This is a genomic window from Rhizobium sp. 268, from assembly GCF_036571585.1.
In the GTDB taxonomy this organism is placed as follows: Bacteria; Pseudomonadota; Alphaproteobacteria; order Rhizobiales; family Rhizobiaceae; genus Rhizobium; species Rhizobium redzepovicii.
This window is the reverse complement of sequence record NZ_JAPPSO010000003.1, coordinates 248,332-270,419: the sequence shown is the minus strand read 5'-3', so window position 1 is coordinate 270,419 and position 22,088 is coordinate 248,332. Positions and strand designations below refer to the sequence as shown.

The window sequence follows — 22,088 nt, the reverse complement described above, 5'->3', positions numbered from 1 at the left end:
ATGCCGACACCTCCTCCCGTTCTCGTCGATATCAAGTTCAATCCCGAAGGCGTTGCCCGCGCGCTGGAGACGGCCTTTTCCGATCGCGGCAGCATCAATCTCGCCGATCCGGCCGATCGGGGGCGTGATCTCAGCGAAGCAGAATATGCGCTGCTCTGGAAACCGGATGCTAACCTTTTCGCACGGGCGCCGAACCTCAAGGTGATCTTCTCGGGCGGCGCAGGCGTCGACCATATCATCGGCATGGACGGCCTGCCCGAAATCCCGATCGTGCGTTTTGTCGATCGCAGCCTGACGACCCGCATGAGCGAATGGGTGGTCATGCAGTGCCTGATGCATCTGCGCGGGCAATATGCGCATGACAGCCATCAGCGGCGCCGTGAATGGGCCAAGCTGATCGCGCCGGAGGCGGCCGAGGTGACGGTCGGCGTCATGGGCCTCGGCGTGCTCGGCCAGGATGCGGTCGCTAAGCTGAAGGTGATGGGTTTTGACGTCATCGGCTGGTCGCGCACCCGCAAGGAGATCGACGGCGTCGAAACCTTCGATGCCGGCGCGCTGGACGCGTTCCTCGGGCGGACCGATATCCTTGTCGGCCTGCTGCCGCTGACGCCTGAGACGACAGGTTTTTATGATAGCGGGCTATTTAAAAAGCTCCGCCGCAACGGCGCGCTCGGGAGGCCGGTCTTCATCAATGCCGGCCGCGGCAAGAGCCAGGTCGAAGCCGATATCGTTTCCGCCATCCGCGACGGCACCCTTGGCGGCGCTTCCCTCGATGTCTTCGAGGCGGAGCCACTTGGCCCAGACAACCCGTTATGGGAACTGGAAAATGTCTTCATCACGCCGCACGACGCGGCGGTTTCGGAAGAAAACGCGCTGTTCCGTCACGTCGAGACTCAGATCGCCCGTTTCGAGCACGGCGAGCCGCTGCAATTCCTGGTCGACCGCGGCGTCGGCTATTAGAGCATGTCGCGCAAACGTGTGCAGCGGTTTTCCCAGGCAAAGCGTGAAGCGCTTTTGCCGCAACGGTATGCGTACAAAACAATGGTCTAAAGCGCTAGAGCGAACCTGAACGATCGCGACGAGCTTTGGGCATCGGGAACCTTCGACACAGCCGACCGTTTTCTCTGCGGAAGTTCTGTGGGCCGGATCGGCCTGTCAAGACAGCGGAAGGAGACGATGATGGCGCATCAGACGGAAACACGCTGGGAAAAGTCCGACGGCAAGCTTCATAGGGAAGAGCAGATCCCGCCGGTGAAGGCAAGGCAGGGGCGCGCCGGCTATCGCATCCTGCTGGTGCTGCTCGCCGCACTGGTGCTCGCTTTCGTCGTCTGGATCCCCGTCGAGATTTGGGGCAAGCGCGAAGCAAACGAGGTGGCGCCGCAGCAGCCCGGCCAGCAGTTGCAGTCGCAGCAGCCTGCCACGGCACCTGCACCAACCCTGCAAAACGGCACTGCGGTTCCGACCGAGACGCAGAACACGGCACCGGCCGCCCCCGGTGTTGCGCCTGCAGCACCGGCCCAACCTGCGGCGCCGGCACAATAAATATTCGGTGGACGACGCTTTGCGTCCCGCCGCCATGCGCGGCGGGATGCTTGTTGTTTTGTCTGGACTTTGTCTGTCGATTTTTCGATAACAAGGCGCACGAGCCGGTTCGTGCGCCGGCCCGGAACTTGGCAACACCCGGGAGTTTGGCAGCACCTGACCGGAGTGGACAGGGGCAGGAATTTTATGGCCAGGACCGATATTGCAAGACGCGTCTACAATCACGCCTGGAAACTCGATCCGATCATCCGCAGCCTGATCGACACCGACTTCTATAAGCTCCTGATGCTGCAGATGATCTGGAAGCTTTACCCGGACGTGAACGCATCCTTCACGCTCATCAACCGCACCAAGCGTGTGCGGCTCGCCGATGAGATCGACGAAGGCGAATTGCGCGAACAGCTCGATCACGCCCGGACGCTGAAACTCTCCAAGAAGGAGATGATCTGGCTGGCGGGTAACAGTTTCTACGGCCGCGCGCAGATCTTCGAGCCGGAATTCCTTGCCTGGCTTTCCAACTTCCAGCTCCCCGAATATGAGCTGTCGAAGAAAGACGGGCAATATGTCCTGGATTTCCACGGGTCCTGGAAAGAAACCACCATGTGGGAGATCCCCGCACTCGCCATCGTCAACGAGCTGCGGTCGCGCTCGGCGATGAGGGCGCTCGGTCCCTTCACCCTCGATGTGCTCTATGCCCGCGCCAAGGCGAAGATGTGGTCGAAGGTCGAGCGGCTGAAGGAATTGCCGGGCCTGCGCATCTCCGATTTCGGCACCCGCCGCCGTCACAGTTTCCTCTGGCAGCGCTGGTGTGTCGAGGCGCTGAAGGAAGGCATCGGCCCGGCCTTTACCGGCACCAGCAATGTCTTGCTGGCGATGGATTCCGATCTCGAGGCCGTCGGCACCAATGCGCACGAACTGCCGATGGTGGCTGCTGCCCTCGCGCAAACCGACGAGCAGTTGCGCAATGCGCCCTACAAGATCCTGCGCGACTGGAACAAGCTCTATGGCGGCAACCTTCTGATCGTCCTGCCGGATGCTTTCGGCACTGCCGCTTTCCTGCGCGACGCGCCGGAATGGGTCGCCGACTGGACGGGCTTCCGCCCCGACAGCGCCCCGCCGATCGAGGGCGGTGAAAAGATCATCGACTGGTGGAAGAAGATGGGCCGCGATCCGCGTCAGAAGCTGCTGATTTTCTCCGACGGTCTCGATGTCGACGCCATCATCGACACCTACCGGCATTTCGAAGGCCGCGTGCGCATGAGCTTCGGCTGGGGCACCAACCTGACGAACGATTTTTCCGGCTGCGCGCCGACCGAGATCTCAGGCCTCAATCCGATCTCGGTCGTCTGCAAGGTCAGCGACGCCGACGGCCATCCGGCGGTAAAACTCTCCGACAATCCGCAGAAGGCGACAGGCGACCCGGCAGAGGTCGAGCGCTACCTGAAATTCTTCGGCGCCGAGGACCGGATCGATCAGACCGTTCTGGTGTAGGCAAGCGACACGGCGCCGCCATCCCGCGGCGCATTGCTATGCCCGGCCATCGCATCCTCGATCGACCAGCCGAAGCGCCAGGCGTCGAACATCGAGTACCATTCCTGGAAATCGGTGATCGGCAGGATATCCGGCTTCGACATCGGATTGTCGGCCAGGCTGCGGCCACGCGCACGGTCCCGTACGCCACGCTCCTGCATCTCAAGCAGAGTCTCGAACATCGTCACCCCCTTGGTCCTATCCGATAGATTTATGCAATCATTCTAATAAAGCATTGTCGAGTCCGGATACGATAATTGGAGTTTTTCACAGGATTAGCCCCAAATCGCTAGTTCAGGGGTAACGGCGACCGCAACGGCCCGGGCATACGATCACGATCAGCAAAAATTGCCTGACGGGGAGGCCCGGCTTCCTGGCTGGGGTCCGCCACCGAGCCTCCCGGCTAGCCGAGCTTGAAGAAGCCGGCAGCGCCGACACGTTGCCGCCTTCCGGCCGAAGCGATCCAACCAAGATGGTTAGCACGGTTAAAGGGCTGTTAATATCCACCGGACGTGTCCCGATCCTGCGTAATCCCGGACGTGGGCCGGCGGCATTCCTCTGCTTGTCAGGCAGCCAATCGCCGAAACCGGGTTCTGATCCGGTCGAGGTAATAATGGCCGGGAGACGGCGCCACCGCCATGGCGTGGGCTTCGGAGGACGGAACGCCTTCGAACAGCCGCTCCTCGCCATTCTTGAAGCAAATCCTCAGCCGCCCGTCTTTCTGGCTGAAATAGACGGATTTGATGATCTTCGATTTGACCGAAAGTTCTTCCACCTGTTTTATCTCCGTTTTTTAATTTGGCCGAAGATAAACCCAAACGTGCAAAGACGCGGTGAAGCCGCATGGTAAAAAATCAGGAATCTTGGCTACGTTGTCAGGACGTTAATCGGATACCGTCGCCACACCTCGATACTACCGATTGCTGGCTTCCGCGGCGTCGCGATACAGGCACTTGCTGAACAGAAAGATCGACGTTTGACAGCGCCATGTTTAATGACGATATCTTCCATCCGAAGGCGAAGAATGGCAGGGATGCAATGCTAGGTGAAGCGATTTCCTTTATAAGACGTAATCTATCTTTTGTGTGTGTTGTTGTTGCAGTCAATTGCGCACTGGTCGCTTTTGATGATTACAGCGGCGGAAACAAAAGTAATTCAGCGCAATATTTCGTTTCCTTGTCTTTTGCATTCTTCATTCAGAAAGCAATATTGAATGGAGACGGGAAAGTTTCAAACCTGACCGGCGGCATGCGTGGCTTTGGTGGCTACATCTGGAAGAACTTGCTTATCGTGCTCGTCGTGTTTGGAATCAGGATTGGTGGCCCTGTCGCATGCGGGGCCGCGTCTCTATCAAGGAATGTATTTCTACTCTTATGTCTTGCGGTGATCGCAATTATCCTGCCGCTGCTGCTTGCCCTTGTCGGAACCTGGCCTATCGCCGGAATTGCGGGCTCCAAAAGCGGTCTTTCAGCTGCTTTCAACCGGGGGAAACGCGGTTTGCTTCCCACGTTTTTACGGCTGTTTGCCGGACTTTTTCTGCCCTTCATCTGTGCTATGATATTGATGACGGCAGCAACATCGATGTCATACGAAGCCGATAGCATCTTTTCGGACGGAAAACTGAACCTCATCGCTTTGGCAATACTGGTGATTTGCCAATGGGCGTCGATATTCGGCCTATGCTACGTTTCGATCGTCCTGGCTCGCAAACTGCTGAGTTCCGCGGCTCCGCGGCATCCTATGGGAGGACGTCAGGGGAATGCGGTCGCAGCCACGAGCGTCTCGGAAATTTTCGAATAGGACCTACAGCGCCGCGGGCGATAACCAACGTCTTCTGGTATATCCATGAACATAACCGCCGTTCTTTCGACAGTATCCGCGCACATGGATGCTTCCGCCATAGCTCGGCCTCGCTCATGCTGCCAAGCCGAGAGGCCGCGCTCCGGACGCCGTAGCGGCGTCCGGCAGCACGAGGCTTCCGGCATCGGGCACCACCATCGGAACGACGTCTTCGAAAGCCGAACCCCGCGTTTGCGAGCCAGTTCATGCCCGGTGCGACCTTGCCAATCCGGCGGAGAAGGCCGTCAGCAAGGCCTTCCCCTGACCCCAGTTCTCAAGGCCGCTCTGCCCGTTGATATGGCCGAAAGGGCCGATCTCAACAAGACCGCTACCCCAGAGGTTGGCTCGCGTCCGGACATAGTCGAGCGAGCCGAAAGGATCGTCGGCGCTTGCGATAATCAGAGTGGGGAAGCGCATCTTTTTCGATGGTGGATTGCCGAATCCGGCCGCTTCGGCCGGGAATGAAGCGGACTTCGGATCCGGGACCGCCACAAGAAAAGCCCCGGCAACGTCAAGCGATGAGAGTTGCTGCCAATGAGCAACCAGCAGACAGGCAAGGCTGTGGGCAACGAGCAGCGGCGGGGTTGCCGATGCGCCCACAGCGCGATCGAGGGCCGAAATCCAGTCCGCCAAGTCGGGCTTGTCCCAGTCGGCTGGTTGAAAACGTCGCATTGCCGGGTTCGAGATTTCCCAGCGGGTTTGCCAATGAGCATCGCCTGAATCACCGATCCCCGGCAATATGATGATATCCTTCATATGTTTTCCTCTGATCATTCCTGCGGATGAAAATGATCCATTTTCATTTGCGCCGGAATGAATGATCATCGGAAAACGGCGTCCTTCTCCGATGATTTCAAGGTGTTCCCATGGCTTTTCAGGAAAACAATCGGGTGCTGCTTGATCCAACCGATGTCTCGATCATCGAGGCGTTGCAGGAAAATGGCCGCATTGCGATTTCCGAACTCGGTCGACGGGTCGGGCTTTCTCAGCCGGCGGCATCCGAGCGGGTCAAGCGGCTGGAAGACCGTGGTATCATTGTCGGTTACTCCGCCCGGATCGACCCCACCGCTTTGGGAATTGGAATGACGGCCGTGCTTCGCCTGCGCACGACGCACGAACATATCAAAGCCTGTCTGAAGCAGTTTGCCGAAATGCCGCAAGTCATGGAAGTCCTGCGCCTGACCGGAGAGGATTGCTTTCTCCTGAAGGTGCTGGTCCCGTCGCCGGGAGAACTCGAAACGATCGTCGATACGATCGCCCGTTTTGGATCGGTGACGACATCTCTGGTGTTGCGCAGCGAGACTCCGAAGCCGATCGGACGTGCCCTGCTGCAGCGCCTTTGAGATGCGGGGGGCGATCGGGACGTTGCTGATCGCGGTAGACCGACGAAAGACGCTTCCGCGTCCCGCTCTCGGCACGGTTTGAAATCGATATCGAAAACGAGGAGTATGGCGGACAGGGTGGGATTCGAACCCACGGTACGCTTTCACGTACACACGCGTTCCAGGCGTGCGCCTTAAACCACTCGGCCACCTGTCCTTCTTGGGCGTTCGCGCCTGGATAGGAGCAAATCGTCGGAACGGCGCGATATATACCGATGAATTTTTGTCGATCAACCGAAATCTAACAGTTTTTTGACTTCTTCCGATAAAACTCGCCTCCGCCCGTCCATTGTGCTTCACCCCATCGACGACTATGTAATTCTCAAGGTGGAGAATGGCGCGGCCGGCCGGGATTGTCCGGCATAACGAGCGTCGGAGGAATTGATGCGTTTCCTGTTGCGTCTGGCCAGCCTTGTCGCGCTTGCGGCGGCCGTTATTGCCGGGACCATCGATTCGATCCAGTCGGTTGCGGCGTCCTCGGTGGTGGTGACGCCGATCTCCGATGCCTGGCAGGATGTCAGCCCGGCAACCCTCACATCGCTGCAATCCTCCCTTTCCTATTATATCCATCCGCGTTTCTATACTTTCATCTTCCAGTGGCTGATGCTGCAGCCTGCCTTTGCCGTTTTCCTGGTGATTGCGCTGCTTCTCTGGATGATCGGCTATAAGAAGCCGCCGGTGGCTGGTCGCTTCACTGCATAGGCAAGCCGTTTTCCTCCGCGGATCGGCGGGCACTCCGATCCGGCGCCGATGTTTCCGTAGCCCCGGCGTGGCCGTTGGATTGGCTGGAAATTTGGCATCCAGGCGGCGGAGATGTCTAAAAATCAGCCCCCGGGAACGGATTTTCGGCAATCCCTGCAAATCTTTACCAGCCGAAAAATTTCTGGTGAATTTTTCCGTGAGCCATGCAAGGATGCGCGCAGCCAGGCCTCCGGGGGGAGGTCGGTGGTTCCGCAGACATGTCCGGAAAGGACTTGCGGGAGGACCCCTAACGAATAGCAACAACAGGGCTGCACAATGAAAAAATCCCTTCTCACTCTCCTTGCCGTGGCTGCCATGTCGACGACGGCGCTTGCCGCCGATGTCAAGCCGGCGCTGGTTTACGGCACCGGCGGGAAGTTCGATAAGTCCTTCAATGAGGCGGCCTACAACGGTGCCGAGAAGTTCAAGGCCGAGACCGGCATTGCCTATCGCGACTTCGAGCCGACCGGCGACACCCAGGGCGAGCAGGCCATCCGCAACTTCGCAAGCCGCGGATTCAATCCGGTGGTTGCCGTTTCCTTCGCCTGGACTTCGGCCATCGAGAAGGTCGCAGCCGAATTCCCCGACACCAAGTTCATCATCGTCGACTCCGTCGTCGACAAGCCGAACGTCCGCTCGGTGGTCTACAAGGAAGAAGAAGGCTCCTATCTCGTCGGCGTTCTCGCCGGCATGGCGTCGAAGACCGGCAAGGTCGGCTTCGTCGGCGGCATGGACATTCCGCTGATCCGCAAGTTCGAATGCGGCTATGAGCAGGGCGCACGTGCCGCCAAGGCCGATGTCGAAGTTTTCCAGAACATGACCGGCACCACGGGCGCAGCCTGGAATGACCCGGTTCGCGGCGGCGAACTCACCAAGAACCAGATCGATCAGGGCGCCGATGTTATCTACGCGGCAGCCGGTGCCACCGGTCTCGGCGTTCTGCAGACGGCTGCCGACAACAAGAAGCTGTCGATCGGCGTCGATTCCAACCAGAACCATCTGCATCCGGGCTCCGTCCTGACCTCGATGGTCAAGCGCGTCGACCTCGCCGTCTACAATGCCTATACCGACACCAAGAACGACAAGTTCACCGGCGGTGTCCAGGCGCTCGGCGTCAAGGAAGATGGTGTTGGCGCCGCGATCGACGACAACAACAAGTCGCTGATCACGCCGGAAATGCAGGCGGCTGTCGACAAGGCCAAGGCCGATATCATCGCAGGCACGATCAAGGTTCACGACTATACCTCGGACAACGCTTGCCCGAAATGATCCGCGCCCGGATGTAATCGACGATTGAGATCGGGCGTATGGCGGAGGGGATTTTCGCCATACGCCCTTTTCTTATTTGGAGCCTGCAGTGACAGATAAGCCCGCTATCGAGCTTGTCGGCATCGACAAGAAATTCGGTGCCGTCCATGCCAACAAGGACATCAACCTCACCGTTGCCAAGGGGACGATCCACGGCATCATCGGTGAAAACGGCGCCGGCAAATCGACGCTGATGTCGATCATCTACGGTTTTTACCATGCCGACAGCGGCGAGATCCGCGTCAACGGCAATCCCGTCAGCATCCGCGACAGCCAGGCGGCGATCGCCACCGGCATCGGCATGGTGCACCAGCATTTCATGCTGGTCGATAATTTCACGGTGCTGGAGAATATCATGCTCGGCGCCGAAGGCGGCATGCTGCTGGCGAGAGGCGTCGCATCGGCCCGCGCCGAACTCAAGCGGCTGGAAACGGAATACGGCCTCGAGGTCGATCCGGACGCGCTGATCGAAGAGCTGCCGGTCGGCCTGCAGCAGCGCGTCGAAATCCTGAAGGCGATGTATCGCGGCGCCGAGATCCTGATCCTCGACGAGCCGACGGGCGTGTTGACGCCGGCCGAAGCCGATCACCTCTTCCGCATCCTGAAGGTGCTGCGCGATCAGGGCAAGACGATCATCCTCATCACCCACAAGCTGCGCGAGATCATGGCGATCACCGATACCGTCTCCGTCATGCGCCGCGGCGAAATGGTCGCGACCCGCAAGACGGCGGAAACGACGGTGGAGGAGCTTGCCGAGCTGATGGTTGGCCGCCGCGTGCTGCTGCGCGTGCAGAAGGGCGAGGCGAACCCTGGAGCGGCTGTGCTCTCCGTCCGCAACCTCACGGTCAAGGACAATCGCGGCGTTACCATGGTGGACAATGTCTCCTTCGATGTGCGTGCCGGCGAGATCGTCGGCATTGCCGGGGTTGCCGGCAACGGTCAGTCCGAATTGCTGGAGGCGATTGCCGGCATCCGCAAGCCGGCCTCCGGCGAAATCCTTCTCGACGGCCGGACGATCGACAAGGCCGATCCCGCTCGCCTGCGCGAACTCGGCCTCGCCCATATTCCCGAGGACCGCCACCACATGGGCCTGGTTTTGAAATTCGAGGAATACGAAAATTCCGTGCTCGGCTATCACCGGCGACCGGGCTACAGCAAAGGTCCGCTGCTCGATCTCGAGGCGATCCGCAGGGATGCGATGGAGAAGATCGAAAAATACGACATCCGCCCGCCGAACCCGCGGCTGAAGACGGCGAATTTCTCCGGCGGCAACCAGCAGAAGATCGTCGTTGCCCGCGAAATCGAGCGCGACCCGAAGATGCTGATCATCGGCCAGCCGACCCGCGGCGTCGATATCGGCGCCATCGAATTCATTCACCGCCGGATCATCGAAATGCGCGATGCGGGCAAGGCGATCTTGCTCGTCTCCGTCGAACTCGATGAAATCCGCTCCCTTTCAGACCGTATCCTTGTCATGTTTGCCGGCCATGTGGTCGGCGAGAAGACGCCCGATGCCGGTGAACAGACCCTCGGCCTGATGATGGCCGGCATTGCCGCGTGAGGCCTTTATGAGCACTGCTTCCGTTCCGCTGCCAAACTGGATCAATTACGGCCTGATCCCGCTTCTGAACCTCATCGTCGCCTTCCTGATCTCCGGCTTCGTCGTCTGGCTGATCGGCGAGAGCCCGCTCGGTGCATTGTCGCTGCTGATCGAAGGCGCGTTCGGTAGCGGCGAAGGCATCGGCTTCACGCTCTACTATGCGACGAGCTTCATCTTCACCGGTCTGTCCGTGGCTGTCGCCATCCATGCCGGTCTCTTCAACATCGGCTCGGAAGGCCAGGCCTATGTCGGTGGACTGGGCTGCGCGCTGGTGGCGCTGGCGCTCGATCGTTACGTGCCGTGGTATGTGACGATGCCGATCGCCGTCATCGGCGCCGGGCTCTTTGGTGCTGCCTGGGCCTTCATCCCAGCGTTCCTGCAGGCCAAGCGCGGCAGCCATATCGTCATCACGACGATCATGTTCAATTATATCGCCGCCGCCCTGATGGTGTACCTGCTGGTGCATGTGCTGATCGTGCCCGGCAAGATGGCGCCCGAAACCCGCACGTTCCTCGAAGGCGGGCAGCTTCCCAAGCTTGGCTGGGTCATGAGCATCTTCGGCAGCAAATTAGGTGCTGCGCCGTTCAACGTCTCCTTCGTCATCGCCCTTCTTGCCGCCTGGTTTGTCTGGATTCTGATCTGGCGTACCAAGCTCGGCTTCGAGATGCGCACGCTGGGTGTGAGCTCGACGGCTGCCGAGTATGCCGGCATTCCCTACGCACGTATCGTCATTATCGCCATGCTCATCTCCGGCGCACTCGCCGGCATGATGGCGCTCAATCCGGTCATGGGCTCTTCCGCCCGCCTGCAGGTGGAGTTCGTCGGCGGCGCCGGCTTTGTCGGTATCGCGGTATCGCTAATGGGCCGCAATCATCCGCTCGGCATCATCTTCGCCGCGATCCTCTTCGGCATCCTTTATCAGGGCGGCGACTGGATCTCTTTCGAAATGCCGAACATCACCCGCGAGATGATCTTGGTCATCCAGGGTCTGGTGATCCTGTTCGCCGGCGCGCTGGAATATATGTTCCGGCCGGCGATGGTGCACCTCTATCGACAGTTCAAGCGAGCCTGAGGAGCGGACGATGGACTATTATGACATCTTCATCAGCGTTCTGAGCTCGACCATTCGCCTGTCGATCCCGCTTATTTTCACCGCTCTCGCCGGCCTGTTTTCGGAACGCGCCGGCATCTTCGATATCGGCCTTGAGGGTAAAATGCTGGGCTCGGCCTTTGCTGCCGCCTGTATTGCCTATCTCACCGGTTCGGCCTGGCTCGGGCTTGGTGCGGGCATCCTCTGCTCGGTGGCGCTCAGCCTGGTGCATGGTTTTGCTTCGATCACCAACCGTGGCAACCAGATCGTCTCGGGTGTGGCGATCAACTTCTTCATCGCCGGCATCACCATCGTGCTCGGCCAGGCCTGGTTCGGCCAGGGCGGGCGCACGCCGCAGCTGTCGCCGGAAGCGCGCTTCGCGCCGATCATCCTGCCGGGCGCAGATGCCATCCATAGTGTGCCGATCCTCGGCCCGCTCTATGCCAATGTCATCTCGGGCAACAATATCCTGACTTACCTTGCCTTTCTTGCCGTGCCGTTTTCCTGGTGGGTGCTTTACCGCACGCGCTTCGGCCTGCGCATGCGCGCCGTCGGCGAAAACCCGGGTGCGGTCGATACGGCGGGCATCTCGGTCGCCTGGCTGCGCTACCGCGCCGTCATGTGCGCCGGCATCCTCTGCGGCTTTGCCGGCACTTATCTGGCGATCGCCCAGTCCGCCGCCTTCATCAAGGACATGTCGGCCGGCAAGGGCTATATCGCGCTCGCCGCTCTCGTCTTCGCCAAGTGGAAGCCGGTGCCTGTGATGTTTGCCTGCCTGCTCTTCGGCTTCCTCGATGCGCTGGCCAATTTTATGCAGGGCAAGCAGGTGCCGTTGATCGGCGAGGTGCCGGTGCAGGTCTTCCAGGCGCTGCCCTACATCCTCACCTGCATCCTGCTTGCCGGCTTCATCGGCGTTGCGACCCCGCCGAAGGCCGGCGGTGTGCCCTATACGAAGGAGCGTTGATATGTCTCACGACCTGTTCGAAGCCGCTCGCGGCGCCATGGCTTTTGCCCATGCGCCCTATTCGAAATTTCCGGTCGGTGCAGCGATTCGCGCCGAGGACGGCAAGGTCTATACCGGCGCCAACATTGAAAACCTGTCCTTTCCGCAAGGGTGGTGCGCCGAGCCGACGGCGATCAGTGCCATGATCATGGGCGGCGCCAAAAAGATCGTCGAAATGGCGGTCATTGCCGAAAAGCTGCCGCTCTGCCCGCCCTGCGGCGGTTGCCGCCAGAAGATCTCCGAATTCGCCTCCAAGGACACGAAGATCTATCTCTGCGATGAGATGGGCGTGCAGAAAACCATGACGATGGACGAGCTTCTTCCCTTCAGCTTCGAGACCGAACTCGGATGAGGGCGACGGTCGATCTGCTCGCCGCATTGCTCGGCACCATTAACCCGCGCCACGGCATCGTGCTCGGCTCCGGCCTCGGCTCTCTCGTTGGTCAGCTGGACGGCGCCGTGCGCATTCCCTATCGCGATCTGCCGGGCTTTCCCGTCAGCGCCGTCTCCGGCCATGCCGGCGAAGTCGTCGCCGGCCGGCTCGGCGGCGAGCCTGTCGTCATGCTCTCCGGCCGCGTCCACTATTACGAGAAGGGCGATGCCAACGCCATGCGCCTGCCGATCGAGGTGCTGAAGGCGCTCGGCGTCGAGGCGCTGATCCTGACCAATTCGGCCGGATCGCTGCGCGAGGACATGCCGCCCGGTTCGGTGATGCAGATCACCGATCATATCAACTATTCCGGCATGAACCCGCTGATCGGCGAGGAAAGCGATCACCGTTTCGTCGGCATGACCAATGCCTATGATGCCGGTCTTGCCGCCGCGATGCAGAGGGCTGCGGCAAAGCTCAAGATCGAGCTGGCGCAGGGCGTCTATATGTGGTTCTCCGGTCCAAGCTTCGAAACGCCGGCCGAAATCCGCATGGCGCGCATTCTTGGCGCCGACGCGGTCGGCATGTCGACGGTACCCGAGGTGATCATCGCAAGAATGCTGGGCCTTAGGGTTGCGGCCGCCTCCGTTATCACCAACTATGGAGCAGGAATGACCGGCAATGAACTCAGCCACGAAGAAACCAAGGACATGGCGCCCATCGGCGGCGCCCGTCTCGCCGCCATATTGAAAGAGATGATTGCGGCCAGAACAGGATGATTTTAGGCCGGGTCGGCCTAAAATCTGAATCCTGTTCCACATTAAATAGTGAGAGCACGATGTCGTCCGAAAACCGCTCACACTTTTCGGCCTCATGCTCCAGAGGAAGTGAAAATGAATAGCCATTCCATCCGGGAAACGGCGGCTGTCGCCCTTTCCCTTCTCGATCTCACCAATCTGAAGGACGATTGCACCGAGGCGCAGATCGACGCGCTCTGCGCCCGCGCGCAGACGCCCTATGGCAACAGCGCCGCGATCTGCATCTGGCCGCGCTTCGTCGCCCAGGCCCGCAATATTCTCGGCACCGGCCATGCCGTGCGCATCGCGACCGTGGTCAATTTCCCGGCGGGCGAGATGGAAGTGGCCGATGTCGCCGCCGAAACGCGCGAGGCGATTGCCGACGGCGCCGATGAGATCGATCTGGTCATCCCCTATCGCAAGTTCATAGCTGGCGATGAGAAGGCGGTGACCGACATGGTCAAGGCCATCCGCGCAGAATGCACTGGGCCGGTTCTGCTGAAGGTCATCATCGAGACCGGCGAATTGAAGGAGGCGGCAATGATCCGCCGCGCCTCCGAACTCGCCATCGAAGCCGGCGCCGATTTCATCAAGACCTCGACAGGCAAGGTCGCTGTCAACGCGACGCTCGAAGCCGCCGACATCATGATCCGGGCCATTCGTGAAAGCGGACGCAAGGTCGGTTTCAAACCGGCCGGCGGCATCGGCTCGGTGGCCGATGCGGCGCTCTATCTCAGCCTTGCCGAAACCATCATGGCGCCGGATTGGGCGATGCCCTCGACCTTCCGTTTCGGCGCTTCCGGCCTGCTCGACGATATACTGGCGGTTCTCAGCGGAGCGCAGCCGGCATCGGCGGCGGCGTCGGGCTATTGAGATGATCCCGCAGGAGATCATCCGGCGCAAGCGCGACGGCGGCGAACTCGACGCTGCCGATATCCGGTCTTTCATCGATGCGCTTGCCGCCGGTCGATTGTCCGAGGGCCAGATCGGCGCCTTTGCCATGGCCGTCTGGTTCAAGGGCATGTCACGTGAGGAAATCGTGGCCTTGACGCTGGCGATGGCCGATTCCGGCGATCGGCTGCAATGGGCGGATATCGACCGCCCGATCGCCGACAAACATTCGACCGGAGGCGTCGGCGACAATGTCTCGCTGATGCTGGCGCCGCTCGCCGCCGCCTGCGGCCTCGCAGTCCCGATGATATCAGGCCGCGGCCTCGGCCATACCGGCGGTACGCTCGATAAGCTCGAATCCATTCCCGGCTATAGGATCACCCCGGATGCGGACCAGTTTCACAAGGTCGTGAAGCAGGTGGGATGCGCCATTATCGGTCAGACCGGCGCCCTGGCGCCGGCCGACGGCAGGCTCTATGCCGTTCGCGACGTGACCGCCACCGTCGATTCCATTCCGCTTATCACCGCTTCCATCCTGTCGAAGAAACTTGCGGCCGGGCTTCAAACGCTGGTGCTCGACGTCAAGGTCGGCAACGGCGCCTTCATGGCCGACCCTGCCCAGGCGGAGACCCTGGCGCGGTCGCTGGTCGAGGTTGCCAATGGCGCAGGCGTCAGGACCTCGGCGCTGATCACCGACATGAGCCAGCCGCTCGCCGATGCCGCCGGCAATGCCGTTGAAATGCGCAATTGTCTGGCTTTCCTGGCGGGTGGGAAGGCGGACACGCGGCTTGAGGCCGTCGTTCTCGCCTTCGCCGCCGAGATGCTGGTGAAATCAGGGATTGCCGCGTCCTCCGACGAAGGCGAGGGGATGGCGCGTCGGGTGCTGTCATCGGGAAAGGCTGCGGAGGTTTTCGCGCGCATGGTATCCATGCTTGGTGGTCCGGCCGATCTCATGGAAAACCCCGACAAGTACCTCGTCAGGGCGCCTGTGGAAAAGCCTGTCCTAGCCGCCCGATCCGGCTGGCTTGCCGCATGCGACGCGCGCGGCATCGGCGTCAGCGTCATCGATCTCGGCGGCGGCAGACGCCATCCGGCCGACCGGATCGATCATCGCGTCGGCTTCTCAGAATTGCTGCCGCTTGGCACCCGCGTCAGCGCGGGCGAGCCGATCGCGCTGGTTCATGCCGCCGACGACGCAGCGGCGGCAAGGGCCGCGGCCGCCCTTGCCGCGCACTACCGCATCACCGAAGACAGTCCGGAGCTGACGCCGGTGATTTCGACCCGGATCTGACGCGGTTATTGCTTGAGGCTGAGCGAACCGTCGGCGACGGAATAGGAGGCGAGCTTCTGCAGGAAGCTCATGCCGACCAGCGTCGTTGTCAGTGCATCGTCCTTGAGGACGAAGGCTTCGACGTCCCGCACGCGAATACCGCCGATTTCGACCCGGTCGAGCATCACATGCGCCGCCTTCGTCTGGCCGTTGGCCGTGTTGACGCCGTAGCGGAAATCGAGCTGGTTGGCCGTGTAGCCGAGCCGGCGGGCAAGCGTCTCGTTGAGCGCGACATAGGTCGCGCCGGTATCGATCAGGCCCTGCACCGGCTTGCCGTTGATCTTGAAGCTGCCGGTATAATGGCCCTGGGCATCCGCTTGCAGGCGGATCGCATTGCCGGCGGAAACCGGCGCGGGTGCTGCGGGTTTGTCGCCTTCGGTTGAGATGTAATTGGCGGAAAGAGCGTCGGCAGGCTGCTGGCTGGTGCTTCCGAAGAAGGAAGGCGCCTGTGTGGCCAGCACCGCGGCGATACTGGCGAATATGACGGTACGCACGAGCATGAAACAGAAATCCTTCCTGTATAAACCCCGCTTCATGCGGGGCCTCATTCTTCAAGCTTGCTACGCTCCAAGTGCTGACAAGTTGCTAATACCGACAATAAAAACGGCCCGGATTAAGCCGCCGGGCCGCAAACTCTTTCGATTTGGTAAAAGAAGGCTGAAGTTTACTTGGTGCCGTACATGCGGTCGCCGGCATCGCCGAGGCCGGGCATGATATAGCCCTTCTCGTTGAGATGGCTGTCGATCGACGCGGTGAAAACGGGAACGTCGGGATGGGCGGCGCGGAAGTTCTGGATGCCTTCCGGGGCGGCGAGCAGGCAGAGGAAGCGGATATTGTGGGCGCCGCGTTCCTTGAGCTTGTCGATTGCGGCGATCGAGGAATTGCCGGTTGCCAGCATCGGGTCGACGACGATGATCAGGCGCTCGGCCACATCTTCCGGCGCCTTGAAGTAATATTCGACCGGCTGCAGTGTCTCGTGGTCGCGGTAGACGCCGATATGCGAGACGCGGGCGGAGGGCACGAGATCCAGCATACCCTCGAGCAGCCCGTTGCCGGCGCGCAGGATCGAGGCGAAGACCAGCTTCTTGCCCTCGAGGATCGGCGATTCCATCGTCTGCAGCGGCGTCTCGATCGTTTCCATCGTCAGTTCGAGATCGCGGGTCACCTCGTAACAGAGCAGTGTGGAGATTTCGCGCAGCAATCGCCGGAAACTTCCCGTCGATGTCTCCTTGCGCCGCATGATGGTGAGCTTGTGCTGCACAAGCGGATGATCGATGACCGTGACGCCGTCCATGGGGAAGCCTTTCATTCTTTCTATCGAATGTTTCTTTCACGGAAATCGGCCCGACCGCAAGAGTGGCGGCCAATTTGCACCGATCTTCCCCAGCCTCGCTCCACATTTGGCCTCAAAGCCGGGCGAGCAGCGCCTCGCGTGTCACTTCGTCGACGAAGGCCGCTTCGATCGCCGTTCGCGTCATGGCATCGATCTCGGCGTCGCTGAAGCCGAAAGCCTCGGCGGCAAGTTCGTATTCCCGCGCAAGCGATGTATGAAAGAAAGGCGGATCGTCCGAGCTGATCGTCACCCGCACGCCGGCTTCCTTCAGCCGGCGCAGCGGATGGGAGCCGAAATCGGGAAAGACCCCGAGCGCGATATTGGAGCCCGGGCAGATCTCGAGCACGGTGCCGAGATCGGCTAGCCGCTTCACCAGATCGACATCTTCGATGGCGCGCACGCCATGGCCGATGCGCGAGGGGCGCACGGCATCGAGCGCGTCGGCGACGCTGAAGGCGCCGCAGACCTCGCCGGCATGGATGGTCAGCCCCAGTCCGGCATCGCGGGCGATATCGAAGGCCCTGATATAGTCGGCGACGCGGCCCATGCGCTCCTCACCGGCAAGGTTGAAGCCGGTTATCAAAGGATTGCCGGCCTTTGCTGCGTATTCGGCCGCACCGATCACGCTCTCCGGACCGAAATGCCGCTCGCCGGTGACAATCAGCCGGGCCTCGATGCCGCTCTTTTCCCTGGCCCGCCGGATGCCCTCGCAGATCCCTGATATATAGGCATCGGCGCCGAGGCCGATGCGTTTGCCATGATCGGGCGAAACGATGAGTTCGCTATAGATCGTATTGATGCCCGCCAGTTCGTCGAGATAGGTCTCGGTCAGAAGCGCATAGTCCTCTTCGGTCCTGTAGACCTCGGAAACCTTGTCGTAACATTCGAGGAAACTTGCGAAGTCATGCCAGACATAGGCTCCGCCGCGAAGCTCGCCGCTGATGTCGACGCCGTATTTGCGCGCCTGCGCCGCAGTCAGTTCTGGAGGAGCCGCACCCTCCAGATGGCAGTGCAATTCGACCTTCTTCAAATGCGACGTCACAGAAAACTCCTTCCATGCGGTCCGGCCGGAATGCCGAGATGGCGCGCAATGCTCTCGCCAATATCGGCATAGCTGCGGCGCACGCCGATTGAACGCGACCGAATGCCGGGACCATAGGCGATGACAGGCACGCGCTCGCGCGTATGGTCCGTTCCGCGCCAGGTCGGGTCGCAGCCGTGATCGGCAGTGAGCACGACGAGATCGCCCGGCTTCAATCTCTTGTGGACTTCGGCCAGGCGTGCATCGAAGGCTTCGAGTGCGGCGGCATAACCCGGCACATCGCGCCGATGGCCGTAAACCATGTCGAAGTCGACGAAATTGGTGAAAACCAGATCGCCGTCCCCGGCCTCGTCGATGGTGGAGAGCGTCGCATCCATCAGCGCCTCGTTGCCGTTCGCCTTGATGAGGCGCGAAATCCCTTGATGCGCGAAGATGTCGCCGATCTTTCCCACAGCGTGCACGTGCCGGCCGTGTTCGATCAGCCGGTCAAGCAGCGTCGGCTCCGGCGGCAGCACCGAGAAGTCGCGCCGGTTTCCGGTGCGCTGGAAGGTAGAGCCGGAATGGCCGACGAAGGGCCGGGCGATGACACGGCCGATATTGTAGCGATCGAGCAGTCCCCGGGCGACCTGGCAGAAGGCGAGCAGACGATCGAGGCCGAAATGCACTTCATGCGCCGCCACCTGGAAGACCGAATCCGAGGAGGTGTAGCAGATCGGCTTGCCGGTGCGGATATGCTCCTCGCCAAGCCGGGCAATGATCTCCGTTCCCGAAGCATGGCAATTGCCGAGAATGCCGGACACGCCGGCCTCCTTGCAGAGCGCCTCGATGAGTTCCTCGGGAAAGGCATCGCCCTCCGTCGGGAAATAACCCCAATCGAAACTGACGGGTGTTCCTGCGATCTCCCAATGGCCTGACGGCGTATCCTTGCCGCGGGAGATTTCGGTGGCGGCGCCGTAAATGCCGTAGACCTTCTCCGGAATCGGCATGCCGGCCGGGAACCGGCCGGAGGCGGAGCGGGCGATCTGCATCAGCCCGAGTTCCGACAGGTTGGGCAGGCAAAGCGGCCCGCTACGCAATCCGGCGCGATCTCCGGCTCCCGCCGCGCAAAACTCGGCGATATGGCCGAGCGTATCGGCCCCCTCATCGCCATAGGCCGCCGCATCCGGCGCTCCGCCGACGCCGAAGGAATCCAGAACGAAAAGAAAGGCACGCGCCATTTTACACCCGAAGAGCCGATCACCGCCCCGGAAACGTCGGAGGCAGCATAGCCTCAGCCATATAATGCTGCGGCCGGCTTGGCAAATTCGAGAAGGGGCGTCAGCAGTCGCCGCAAGGGATCGAGTCGCCTTGCCGCTGGCGGTAGAAATAGCTGCGGCTGATGGTGATCGTCCGCATGCCGTCCGGCATGAAGTTCGGTGCAAACAGGAACATCGTATAGGGGATGCTGAGTTCGGTGCGAACAAGGAAGCTGTTCGCCGTCTTCATATCGGACGGCACATTGCTCACGGCCGTGTTTTTGGCATAGGGCACCGTCCCATCCTGCGCCCAAGACCAAAGCACCTTCGCGTTGGCGCTGGCGTCGATGGTGATCCCGGTGATTTTCAGCGTCAGCGACGTCGTATTGTAGGGCACGAAGATCGAGTTTGCGACCGACGGCATCTGCGCAAGCGCGCTCTTGGTGACGGATTGCTGCTGGGTGACGACGTCGGCCACCGTGCTTGCGGCGCGTGTCGCCCGCTTGCTGACGCTGAGGCCGACCGTGATCTCGAAAGCGCCGATATAGAGCATAATGAGCACGGGAAAGAGGATCGCGAATTCGATCGCTCCGGCGCCCTTGCGGTCTTGTGCCAGCCGCCGCACCGTCAATACCAGCCTGATGAACGGGTTGAGAGGCACCATTATGGATACTGCTCGCTCTGGAAGGCCGCGGTGGCGACGATCAGATAATAATTCGGCATCGAACCGTCGGAGGGCCGTATCGTCGTGATATAAGGCCGGACCAGATCCGTGATGATTTCCCAGCGGTAGTAGGCGCGGACCATGTTGATGGTGCCGGCGCCGCCCGGTGTATATTTGAAGGCAGCCGTGTTGATGTCGGCATATTTGTCGGTGGAAAGCTTGGGAACCGTTGTCGGAATGGCCGAGAAAGTACTGAACGTCTGCACATCCACGTAGAGCTTGCTCGGCGTCGCCACTTCGGTCGTTGAGCAGCGGATCAGGATCGAGATCTCATTGCAAAAGGCCTGGCGGAACTGCGCCTGGTTCATATCGGTCGTGCGGCCGAGATTATAGGTGATCTGCCCGGTTCGCATCTTCCGGCTCATCGTATCGACGGCGTTGGAGACGAGCTCCTCGGCGGCAAAGGCGACGAAGGTTTCGAGGATGGCGAAAATCACCAGGAAATAGGGAATGGCGAGCAAGGCAAATTCGATCGCCGCAGCCCCCTCGCGCGAGCGGGCGAGAGCGCGAAACCGCAGGAATCGGAATGGCGCTGGGGAGTGCGCCTTATCCGTCTTCTGATCAATTACCGTCATTGCCTGGACCCGAGCGACATTCTCTGTCCGCCACACTAGGGTCCGTTCGTTGATTTTCCGTTTCAGTCTGACGCGACGATTTTAACGAATGGCTAAAGTAAGGGCGGGAAGCCGATCAGGGCGAGGTGGTGCCGGTCGCCGCCTGTTGCGCGTGCTGTTCGCAGTTCGGCGTGCAGGACAGCACGGAGCGTTCGGTCTGCCGGTAGACGCGCACCGTATTGCCCTCATCGATCGACACCAGAATGCGCTCGTCGAGGATGGCATTGCCGTCGGCATCAAGCAGCACCAGATTGGTGGTGCCAAAGCTGCGTCCTGTCAGCACGATGGTCTTGGCGTCGGCGACGGTCGCATCGGCGACCTTGGCATTGCCGACGATGACCTTGCTGACGGGGCGATCGAGCTTCAATACGCGCGCGTGATCCATATAGACACGCAGCATGTCATCGTCTGCGGCCGCGGAAACTCCCGAAACACCGAAAACGGCGATCATGCCGGCAAAGAAAATAGATTTGCCGCTCGATGACATTTGGTCCTCTTTCACGATCACAGCGCAATATCGACATAGAATGGAAAAAAATGGTGAACGAAGCCTTAAGCCAGCAGCCTTGTTCCGGAATGAGGCGCGATGATCCGATATGGCACGGCCTCTGAGGCGCACGCGGCGGTTGGACATCGTGCTATGTGCTATTTCCGGATGAATGGAGGTGGTATAACGGGAATATTGTTAAATATTGAGGTAAGCCCGTAAGAAAATACTTACTCTACAAAGGCATGTTGTCTCGTTCAAATCTCGTTAACTCTTTTCCTTAAGTCGATAGAAACGCCCATTCGCTAGGTTGCAGTCATCCGATCAACGGCAACAGTTGGCGGACGTGCTGAACATCAACTGGAGTTAGGAGTTACCATGACCAAGCTTTTTAGCCGTTTTCTGAAGGACGAATCCGGCGCGACCGCAATCGAATACGGCCTGATCGCCGCCCTCATTTCCGTAGCGCTCATCACCGGCGCAACCGCGCTCGGCACAAAGATCGGCAACACGTTCAACGGCTTGAGCACCAAGATGGACAGCGCCACTTCGGCGGCCAACTAAGACGAGCGTTGCCGACGCGGCCTCTGCCTAATACCGGCCGGATTTGCTTCGGCCGAACTATCGAGCGGGCTCACAGGCTGAACAGCCGTGAGCCTTTTCGCATCAAGTCAGGATCGGGTATACGCATGATCGCAGCTGCAGTCTTCGTGATACTGCCACTCTGCCTGGCCATGGCGGCCTTCTCGGATCTGTTCACCATGACGATCCCGAATCGCGTTTCCTTGATCCTCATCGCCTCCTTCTTCGTTCTCGCGCCCCTTTCCGGCCTTGGCTTGCAAGCGATCGGCATGCATCTCGCCGCAGCCGCCATCGTCTTTTCCGCCTGTTTCGCTCTTTTTGCCTTCAATGTGATGGGCGGCGGCGACGCCAAGCTGTTGAGCGCCACCGCGCTCTGGTTCGGTCTGAACGAATCCCTTCTTTTCCTGATGACCGATGTTGCCATAATCGGCGGCTTCATCACCTTGTTGATCCTGATGGTGAGAGCGCAGTCGAACACGATCCTCGCTATCGGCCTGCCGGTGCCGAATTCGGTCCTATTCGCCAAGAAGATCCCCTACGGCATTGCAATCGCGATCGGCGGCTTCATGGCCTTCCCGTCCTCGCCGCTCTTCCTCACCACGCTGGAAAGCCTGAAATAACGGCATTTTAAATGCCCGTTAACTTAAA

General features: G+C 60.4%; 26 protein-coding genes and 1 tRNA gene. 16 read left to right on the top strand and 11 right to left on the bottom strand.

The annotated features are described in order from the left end of the window. The 3 genes from OS035_RS07905 to pncB all read left to right on the top strand — a co-directional run bounded on the left by OS035_RS07905 (window position 1) and on the right by pncB (window position 3,033). Window positions 1-960: a 2-hydroxyacid dehydrogenase gene (locus OS035_RS07905; RefSeq protein WP_331813600.1), complete on the top strand. Its 960-nt coding sequence runs from the start codon at window positions 1-3 to the stop codon at window positions 958-960. Window positions 961-1,176: 216 nt separating this feature from the next. After that, window positions 1,177-1,542, top strand: coding sequence for a hypothetical protein (locus OS035_RS07900; RefSeq protein ID WP_179867160.1), 366 nt, complete (start codon window positions 1,177-1,179; stop codon window positions 1,540-1,542). A 186-nt stretch (window positions 1,543-1,728) separates the two neighbouring features. Next, window positions 1,729-3,033 (top strand): nicotinate phosphoribosyltransferase, encoded by a 1,305-nt coding sequence (gene pncB / locus OS035_RS07895; protein ID WP_097628347.1) that lies wholly within the window; start codon window positions 1,729-1,731, stop codon window positions 3,031-3,033. Here pncB and OS035_RS07890 read toward each other — a convergent pair. Together OS035_RS07890 and OS035_RS07885 are read right to left on the bottom strand one after the other, a co-directional pair. Next, window positions 3,015-3,254 carry a CrpP-related protein gene (locus OS035_RS07890; protein WP_097628346.1) on the bottom strand — a complete coding sequence of 80 codons (240 nt, stop codon included), beginning with the start codon at window positions 3,252-3,254 and terminating at the stop codon, window positions 3,015-3,017. The two genes, pncB and OS035_RS07890, sit on opposite strands and share 19 nt — an antisense overlap. A gap of 383 nt (window positions 3,255-3,637) precedes the next feature. Next, complete coding sequence (locus OS035_RS07885; protein WP_097628345.1) at window positions 3,638-3,847, bottom strand: KTSC domain-containing protein; 210 nt, start codon at window positions 3,845-3,847, stop codon at window positions 3,638-3,640. A gap of 212 nt (window positions 3,848-4,059) precedes the next feature. On the opposite strand from OS035_RS07885, the gene OS035_RS07880 reads away from it, so the two are divergent. Beyond that, complete coding sequence (locus tag OS035_RS07880; RefSeq protein ID WP_331813599.1) at window positions 4,060-4,872, top strand: hypothetical protein; 813 nt, start codon at window positions 4,060-4,062, stop codon at window positions 4,870-4,872. A 243-nt stretch (window positions 4,873-5,115) separates the two neighbouring features. On the opposite strand, the gene OS035_RS07875 is transcribed toward OS035_RS07880, so the two are convergent. Next, a complete protein-coding gene (locus tag OS035_RS07875; protein ID WP_097628344.1) occupies window positions 5,116-5,736 on the bottom strand; it encodes an RBBP9/YdeN family alpha/beta hydrolase in 621 nt (206 codons plus the stop codon). Between the two features lie 41 nt (window positions 5,737-5,777). Between OS035_RS07875 and OS035_RS07870 the strand changes: the two genes are divergently transcribed. After that, the gene (locus OS035_RS07870; RefSeq protein WP_097628343.1) at window positions 5,778-6,254 is read left to right on the top strand and encodes an Lrp/AsnC family transcriptional regulator; all 477 of its coding nucleotides are present in this window, start codon (window positions 5,778-5,780) and stop codon (window positions 6,252-6,254) included. A 106-nt stretch (window positions 6,255-6,360) separates the two neighbouring features. On the opposite strand, the gene OS035_RS07865 is transcribed toward OS035_RS07870, so the two are convergent. After that, window positions 6,361-6,450: transfer RNA gene (locus OS035_RS07865), tRNA-Ser, on the bottom strand. Window positions 6,451-6,677: 227 nt separating this feature from the next. Here OS035_RS07865 and OS035_RS07860 point away from each other — a divergent pair. The 9 genes from OS035_RS07860 (at window position 6,678) to deoA (ending at window position 15,384) form a co-directional block, all read left to right on the top strand. Continuing rightward, entirely contained in the window at window positions 6,678-6,995 is a 318-nt protein-coding gene (locus tag OS035_RS07860) for a hypothetical protein (protein ID WP_097628342.1), read from the top strand. 315 nt (window positions 6,996-7,310) lie between these two features. Then, window positions 7,311-8,303 carry a BMP family lipoprotein gene (locus OS035_RS07855; protein WP_097628341.1) on the top strand — a complete coding sequence of 331 codons (993 nt, stop codon included), beginning with the start codon at window positions 7,311-7,313 and terminating at the stop codon, window positions 8,301-8,303. 88 nt (window positions 8,304-8,391) lie between these two features. After that, on the top strand, window positions 8,392-9,903 hold the full coding sequence (locus tag OS035_RS07850; RefSeq protein WP_097628340.1) for an ABC transporter ATP-binding protein: 1,512 nt from the start codon (window positions 8,392-8,394) through the stop codon (window positions 9,901-9,903). Window positions 9,904-9,910: 7 nt separating this feature from the next. Then, window positions 9,911-11,014, top strand: a complete 1,104-nt coding sequence (locus OS035_RS07845; protein WP_097628339.1) for an ABC transporter permease — start codon at window positions 9,911-9,913, stop codon at window positions 11,012-11,014. Window positions 11,015-11,024: 10 nt separating this feature from the next. Next, entirely contained in the window at window positions 11,025-11,996 is a 972-nt protein-coding gene (locus OS035_RS07840; protein WP_097628338.1) for an ABC transporter permease, read from the top strand. Window position 11,997: 1 nt separating this feature from the next. Next, window positions 11,998-12,387: a cytidine deaminase gene (locus tag OS035_RS07835; protein WP_097628337.1), complete on the top strand. Its 390-nt coding sequence runs from the start codon at window positions 11,998-12,000 to the stop codon at window positions 12,385-12,387. After that, entirely contained in the window at window positions 12,384-13,184 is an 801-nt protein-coding gene (locus tag OS035_RS07830; RefSeq protein ID WP_331813598.1) for a purine-nucleoside phosphorylase, read from the top strand. The genes OS035_RS07835 and OS035_RS07830 overlap by 4 nt, the downstream gene beginning before the upstream one ends. Window positions 13,185-13,298: 114 nt before the next feature. Further along, a complete protein-coding gene (gene deoC, locus OS035_RS07825) occupies window positions 13,299-14,075 on the top strand; it encodes a deoxyribose-phosphate aldolase (protein WP_097628335.1) in 777 nt (258 codons plus the stop codon). 1 nt (window position 14,076) lies between these two features. Further along, the gene (gene deoA / locus OS035_RS07820; protein ID WP_183856581.1) at window positions 14,077-15,384 is read left to right on the top strand and encodes a thymidine phosphorylase; all 1,308 of its coding nucleotides are present in this window, start codon (window positions 14,077-14,079) and stop codon (window positions 15,382-15,384) included. Between the two features lie 5 nt (window positions 15,385-15,389). Here the strand turns inward: deoA and OS035_RS07815 are convergent, their stop codons facing one another. The 7 genes from OS035_RS07815 to OS035_RS07785 all read right to left on the bottom strand — a co-directional run bounded on the left by OS035_RS07815 (window position 15,390) and on the right by OS035_RS07785 (window position 20,858). After that, window positions 15,390-15,959, bottom strand: coding sequence for a TIGR02281 family clan AA aspartic protease (locus OS035_RS07815; RefSeq protein WP_183856579.1), 570 nt, complete (start codon window positions 15,957-15,959; stop codon window positions 15,390-15,392). Window positions 15,960-16,087: 128 nt separating this feature from the next. Beyond that, a complete protein-coding gene (gene upp, locus OS035_RS07810; protein WP_097628332.1) occupies window positions 16,088-16,717 on the bottom strand; it encodes a uracil phosphoribosyltransferase in 630 nt (209 codons plus the stop codon). A gap of 112 nt (window positions 16,718-16,829) precedes the next feature. Beyond that, the gene (locus tag OS035_RS07805; RefSeq protein ID WP_331813597.1) at window positions 16,830-17,798 is read right to left on the bottom strand and encodes an adenosine deaminase; all 969 of its coding nucleotides are present in this window, start codon (window positions 17,796-17,798) and stop codon (window positions 16,830-16,832) included. After that, a complete protein-coding gene (locus OS035_RS07800; protein ID WP_310804262.1) occupies window positions 17,795-19,015 on the bottom strand; it encodes a phosphopentomutase in 1,221 nt (406 codons plus the stop codon). Before OS035_RS07800 ends, OS035_RS07805 begins: the two co-directional genes overlap by 4 nt. A 100-nt stretch (window positions 19,016-19,115) precedes the next feature. Then, window positions 19,116-19,697, bottom strand: coding sequence for a TadE/TadG family type IV pilus assembly protein (locus OS035_RS07795; protein ID WP_097628329.1), 582 nt, complete (start codon window positions 19,695-19,697; stop codon window positions 19,116-19,118). Then, on the bottom strand, window positions 19,697-20,332 hold the full coding sequence (locus tag OS035_RS07790; protein ID WP_097628328.1) for a TadE/TadG family type IV pilus assembly protein: 636 nt from the start codon (window positions 20,330-20,332) through the stop codon (window positions 19,697-19,699). The genes OS035_RS07795 and OS035_RS07790 overlap by 1 nt, the downstream gene beginning before the upstream one ends. Window positions 20,333-20,447: 115 nt before the next feature. Next, the gene (locus OS035_RS07785) at window positions 20,448-20,858 is read right to left on the bottom strand and encodes a pilus assembly protein N-terminal domain-containing protein (protein ID WP_131710695.1); all 411 of its coding nucleotides are present in this window, start codon (window positions 20,856-20,858) and stop codon (window positions 20,448-20,450) included. Window positions 20,859-21,236: 378 nt separating this feature from the next. Between OS035_RS07785 and OS035_RS07780 the strand changes: the two genes are divergently transcribed. Beyond that, window positions 21,237-21,422: a Flp family type IVb pilin gene (locus tag OS035_RS07780; protein ID WP_003589224.1), complete on the top strand. Its 186-nt coding sequence runs from the start codon at window positions 21,237-21,239 to the stop codon at window positions 21,420-21,422. A gap of 125 nt (window positions 21,423-21,547) precedes the next feature. Continuing rightward, window positions 21,548-22,060, top strand: a complete 513-nt coding sequence (locus tag OS035_RS07775) for an A24 family peptidase (RefSeq protein ID WP_097628326.1) — start codon at window positions 21,548-21,550, stop codon at window positions 22,058-22,060. The last annotated feature ends 28 nt before the right edge of the window (window positions 22,061-22,088 follow it).

Bases quoted from the DNA above. Each gene is read 5' to 3' on its own strand.
- OS035_RS07905 (WP_331813600.1), top strand. From the start codon at position 1: ATGCCGACACCTCCTCCCGTTCTCGTCGATATCAAGTTCAATCCCGAA.
- OS035_RS07900 (WP_179867160.1), top strand. From the start codon at position 1,177: ATGATGGCGCATCAGACGGAAACACGCTGGGAAAAGTCCGACGGCAAG.
- pncB (WP_097628347.1), top strand. From the start codon at position 1,729: ATGGCCAGGACCGATATTGCAAGACGCGTCTACAATCACGCCTGGAAA.
- OS035_RS07890 (WP_097628346.1), bottom strand. From the start codon at position 3,254: ATGTTCGAGACTCTGCTTGAGATGCAGGAGCGTGGCGTACGGGACCGT.
- OS035_RS07880 (WP_331813599.1), top strand. From the start codon at position 4,060: ATGTTTAATGACGATATCTTCCATCCGAAGGCGAAGAATGGCAGGGAT.
- OS035_RS07875 (WP_097628344.1), bottom strand. From the start codon at position 5,736: ATGATCATTCATTCCGGCGCAAATGAAAATGGATCATTTTCATCCGCA.
- OS035_RS07870 (WP_097628343.1), top strand. From the start codon at position 5,778: ATGGCTTTTCAGGAAAACAATCGGGTGCTGCTTGATCCAACCGATGTC.
- OS035_RS07860 (WP_097628342.1), top strand. From the start codon at position 6,678: ATGCGTTTCCTGTTGCGTCTGGCCAGCCTTGTCGCGCTTGCGGCGGCC.
- OS035_RS07855 (WP_097628341.1), top strand. From the start codon at position 7,311: ATGAAAAAATCCCTTCTCACTCTCCTTGCCGTGGCTGCCATGTCGACG.
- OS035_RS07845 (WP_097628339.1), top strand. From the start codon at position 9,911: ATGAGCACTGCTTCCGTTCCGCTGCCAAACTGGATCAATTACGGCCTG.
- OS035_RS07840 (WP_097628338.1), top strand. From the start codon at position 11,025: ATGGACTATTATGACATCTTCATCAGCGTTCTGAGCTCGACCATTCGC.
- OS035_RS07835 (WP_097628337.1), top strand. From the start codon at position 11,998: ATGTCTCACGACCTGTTCGAAGCCGCTCGCGGCGCCATGGCTTTTGCC.
- OS035_RS07830 (WP_331813598.1), top strand. From the start codon at position 12,384: ATGAGGGCGACGGTCGATCTGCTCGCCGCATTGCTCGGCACCATTAAC.
- deoC (WP_097628335.1), top strand. From the start codon at position 13,299: ATGAATAGCCATTCCATCCGGGAAACGGCGGCTGTCGCCCTTTCCCTT.
- deoA (WP_183856581.1), top strand. From the start codon at position 14,077: ATGATCCCGCAGGAGATCATCCGGCGCAAGCGCGACGGCGGCGAACTC.
- OS035_RS07815 (WP_183856579.1), bottom strand. From the start codon at position 15,959: ATGAAGCGGGGTTTATACAGGAAGGATTTCTGTTTCATGCTCGTGCGT.
- upp (WP_097628332.1), bottom strand. From the start codon at position 16,717: ATGGACGGCGTCACGGTCATCGATCATCCGCTTGTGCAGCACAAGCTC.
- OS035_RS07800 (WP_310804262.1), bottom strand. From the start codon at position 19,015: ATGGCGCGTGCCTTTCTTTTCGTTCTGGATTCCTTCGGCGTCGGCGGA.
- OS035_RS07795 (WP_097628329.1), bottom strand. From the start codon at position 19,697: ATGGTGCCTCTCAACCCGTTCATCAGGCTGGTATTGACGGTGCGGCGG.
- OS035_RS07790 (WP_097628328.1), bottom strand. From the start codon at position 20,332: ATGACGGTAATTGATCAGAAGACGGATAAGGCGCACTCCCCAGCGCCA.
- OS035_RS07785 (WP_131710695.1), bottom strand. From the start codon at position 20,858: ATGTCATCGAGCGGCAAATCTATTTTCTTTGCCGGCATGATCGCCGTT.
- OS035_RS07780 (WP_003589224.1), top strand. From the start codon at position 21,237: ATGACCAAGCTTTTTAGCCGTTTTCTGAAGGACGAATCCGGCGCGACC.
- OS035_RS07775 (WP_097628326.1), top strand. From the start codon at position 21,548: ATGATCGCAGCTGCAGTCTTCGTGATACTGCCACTCTGCCTGGCCATG.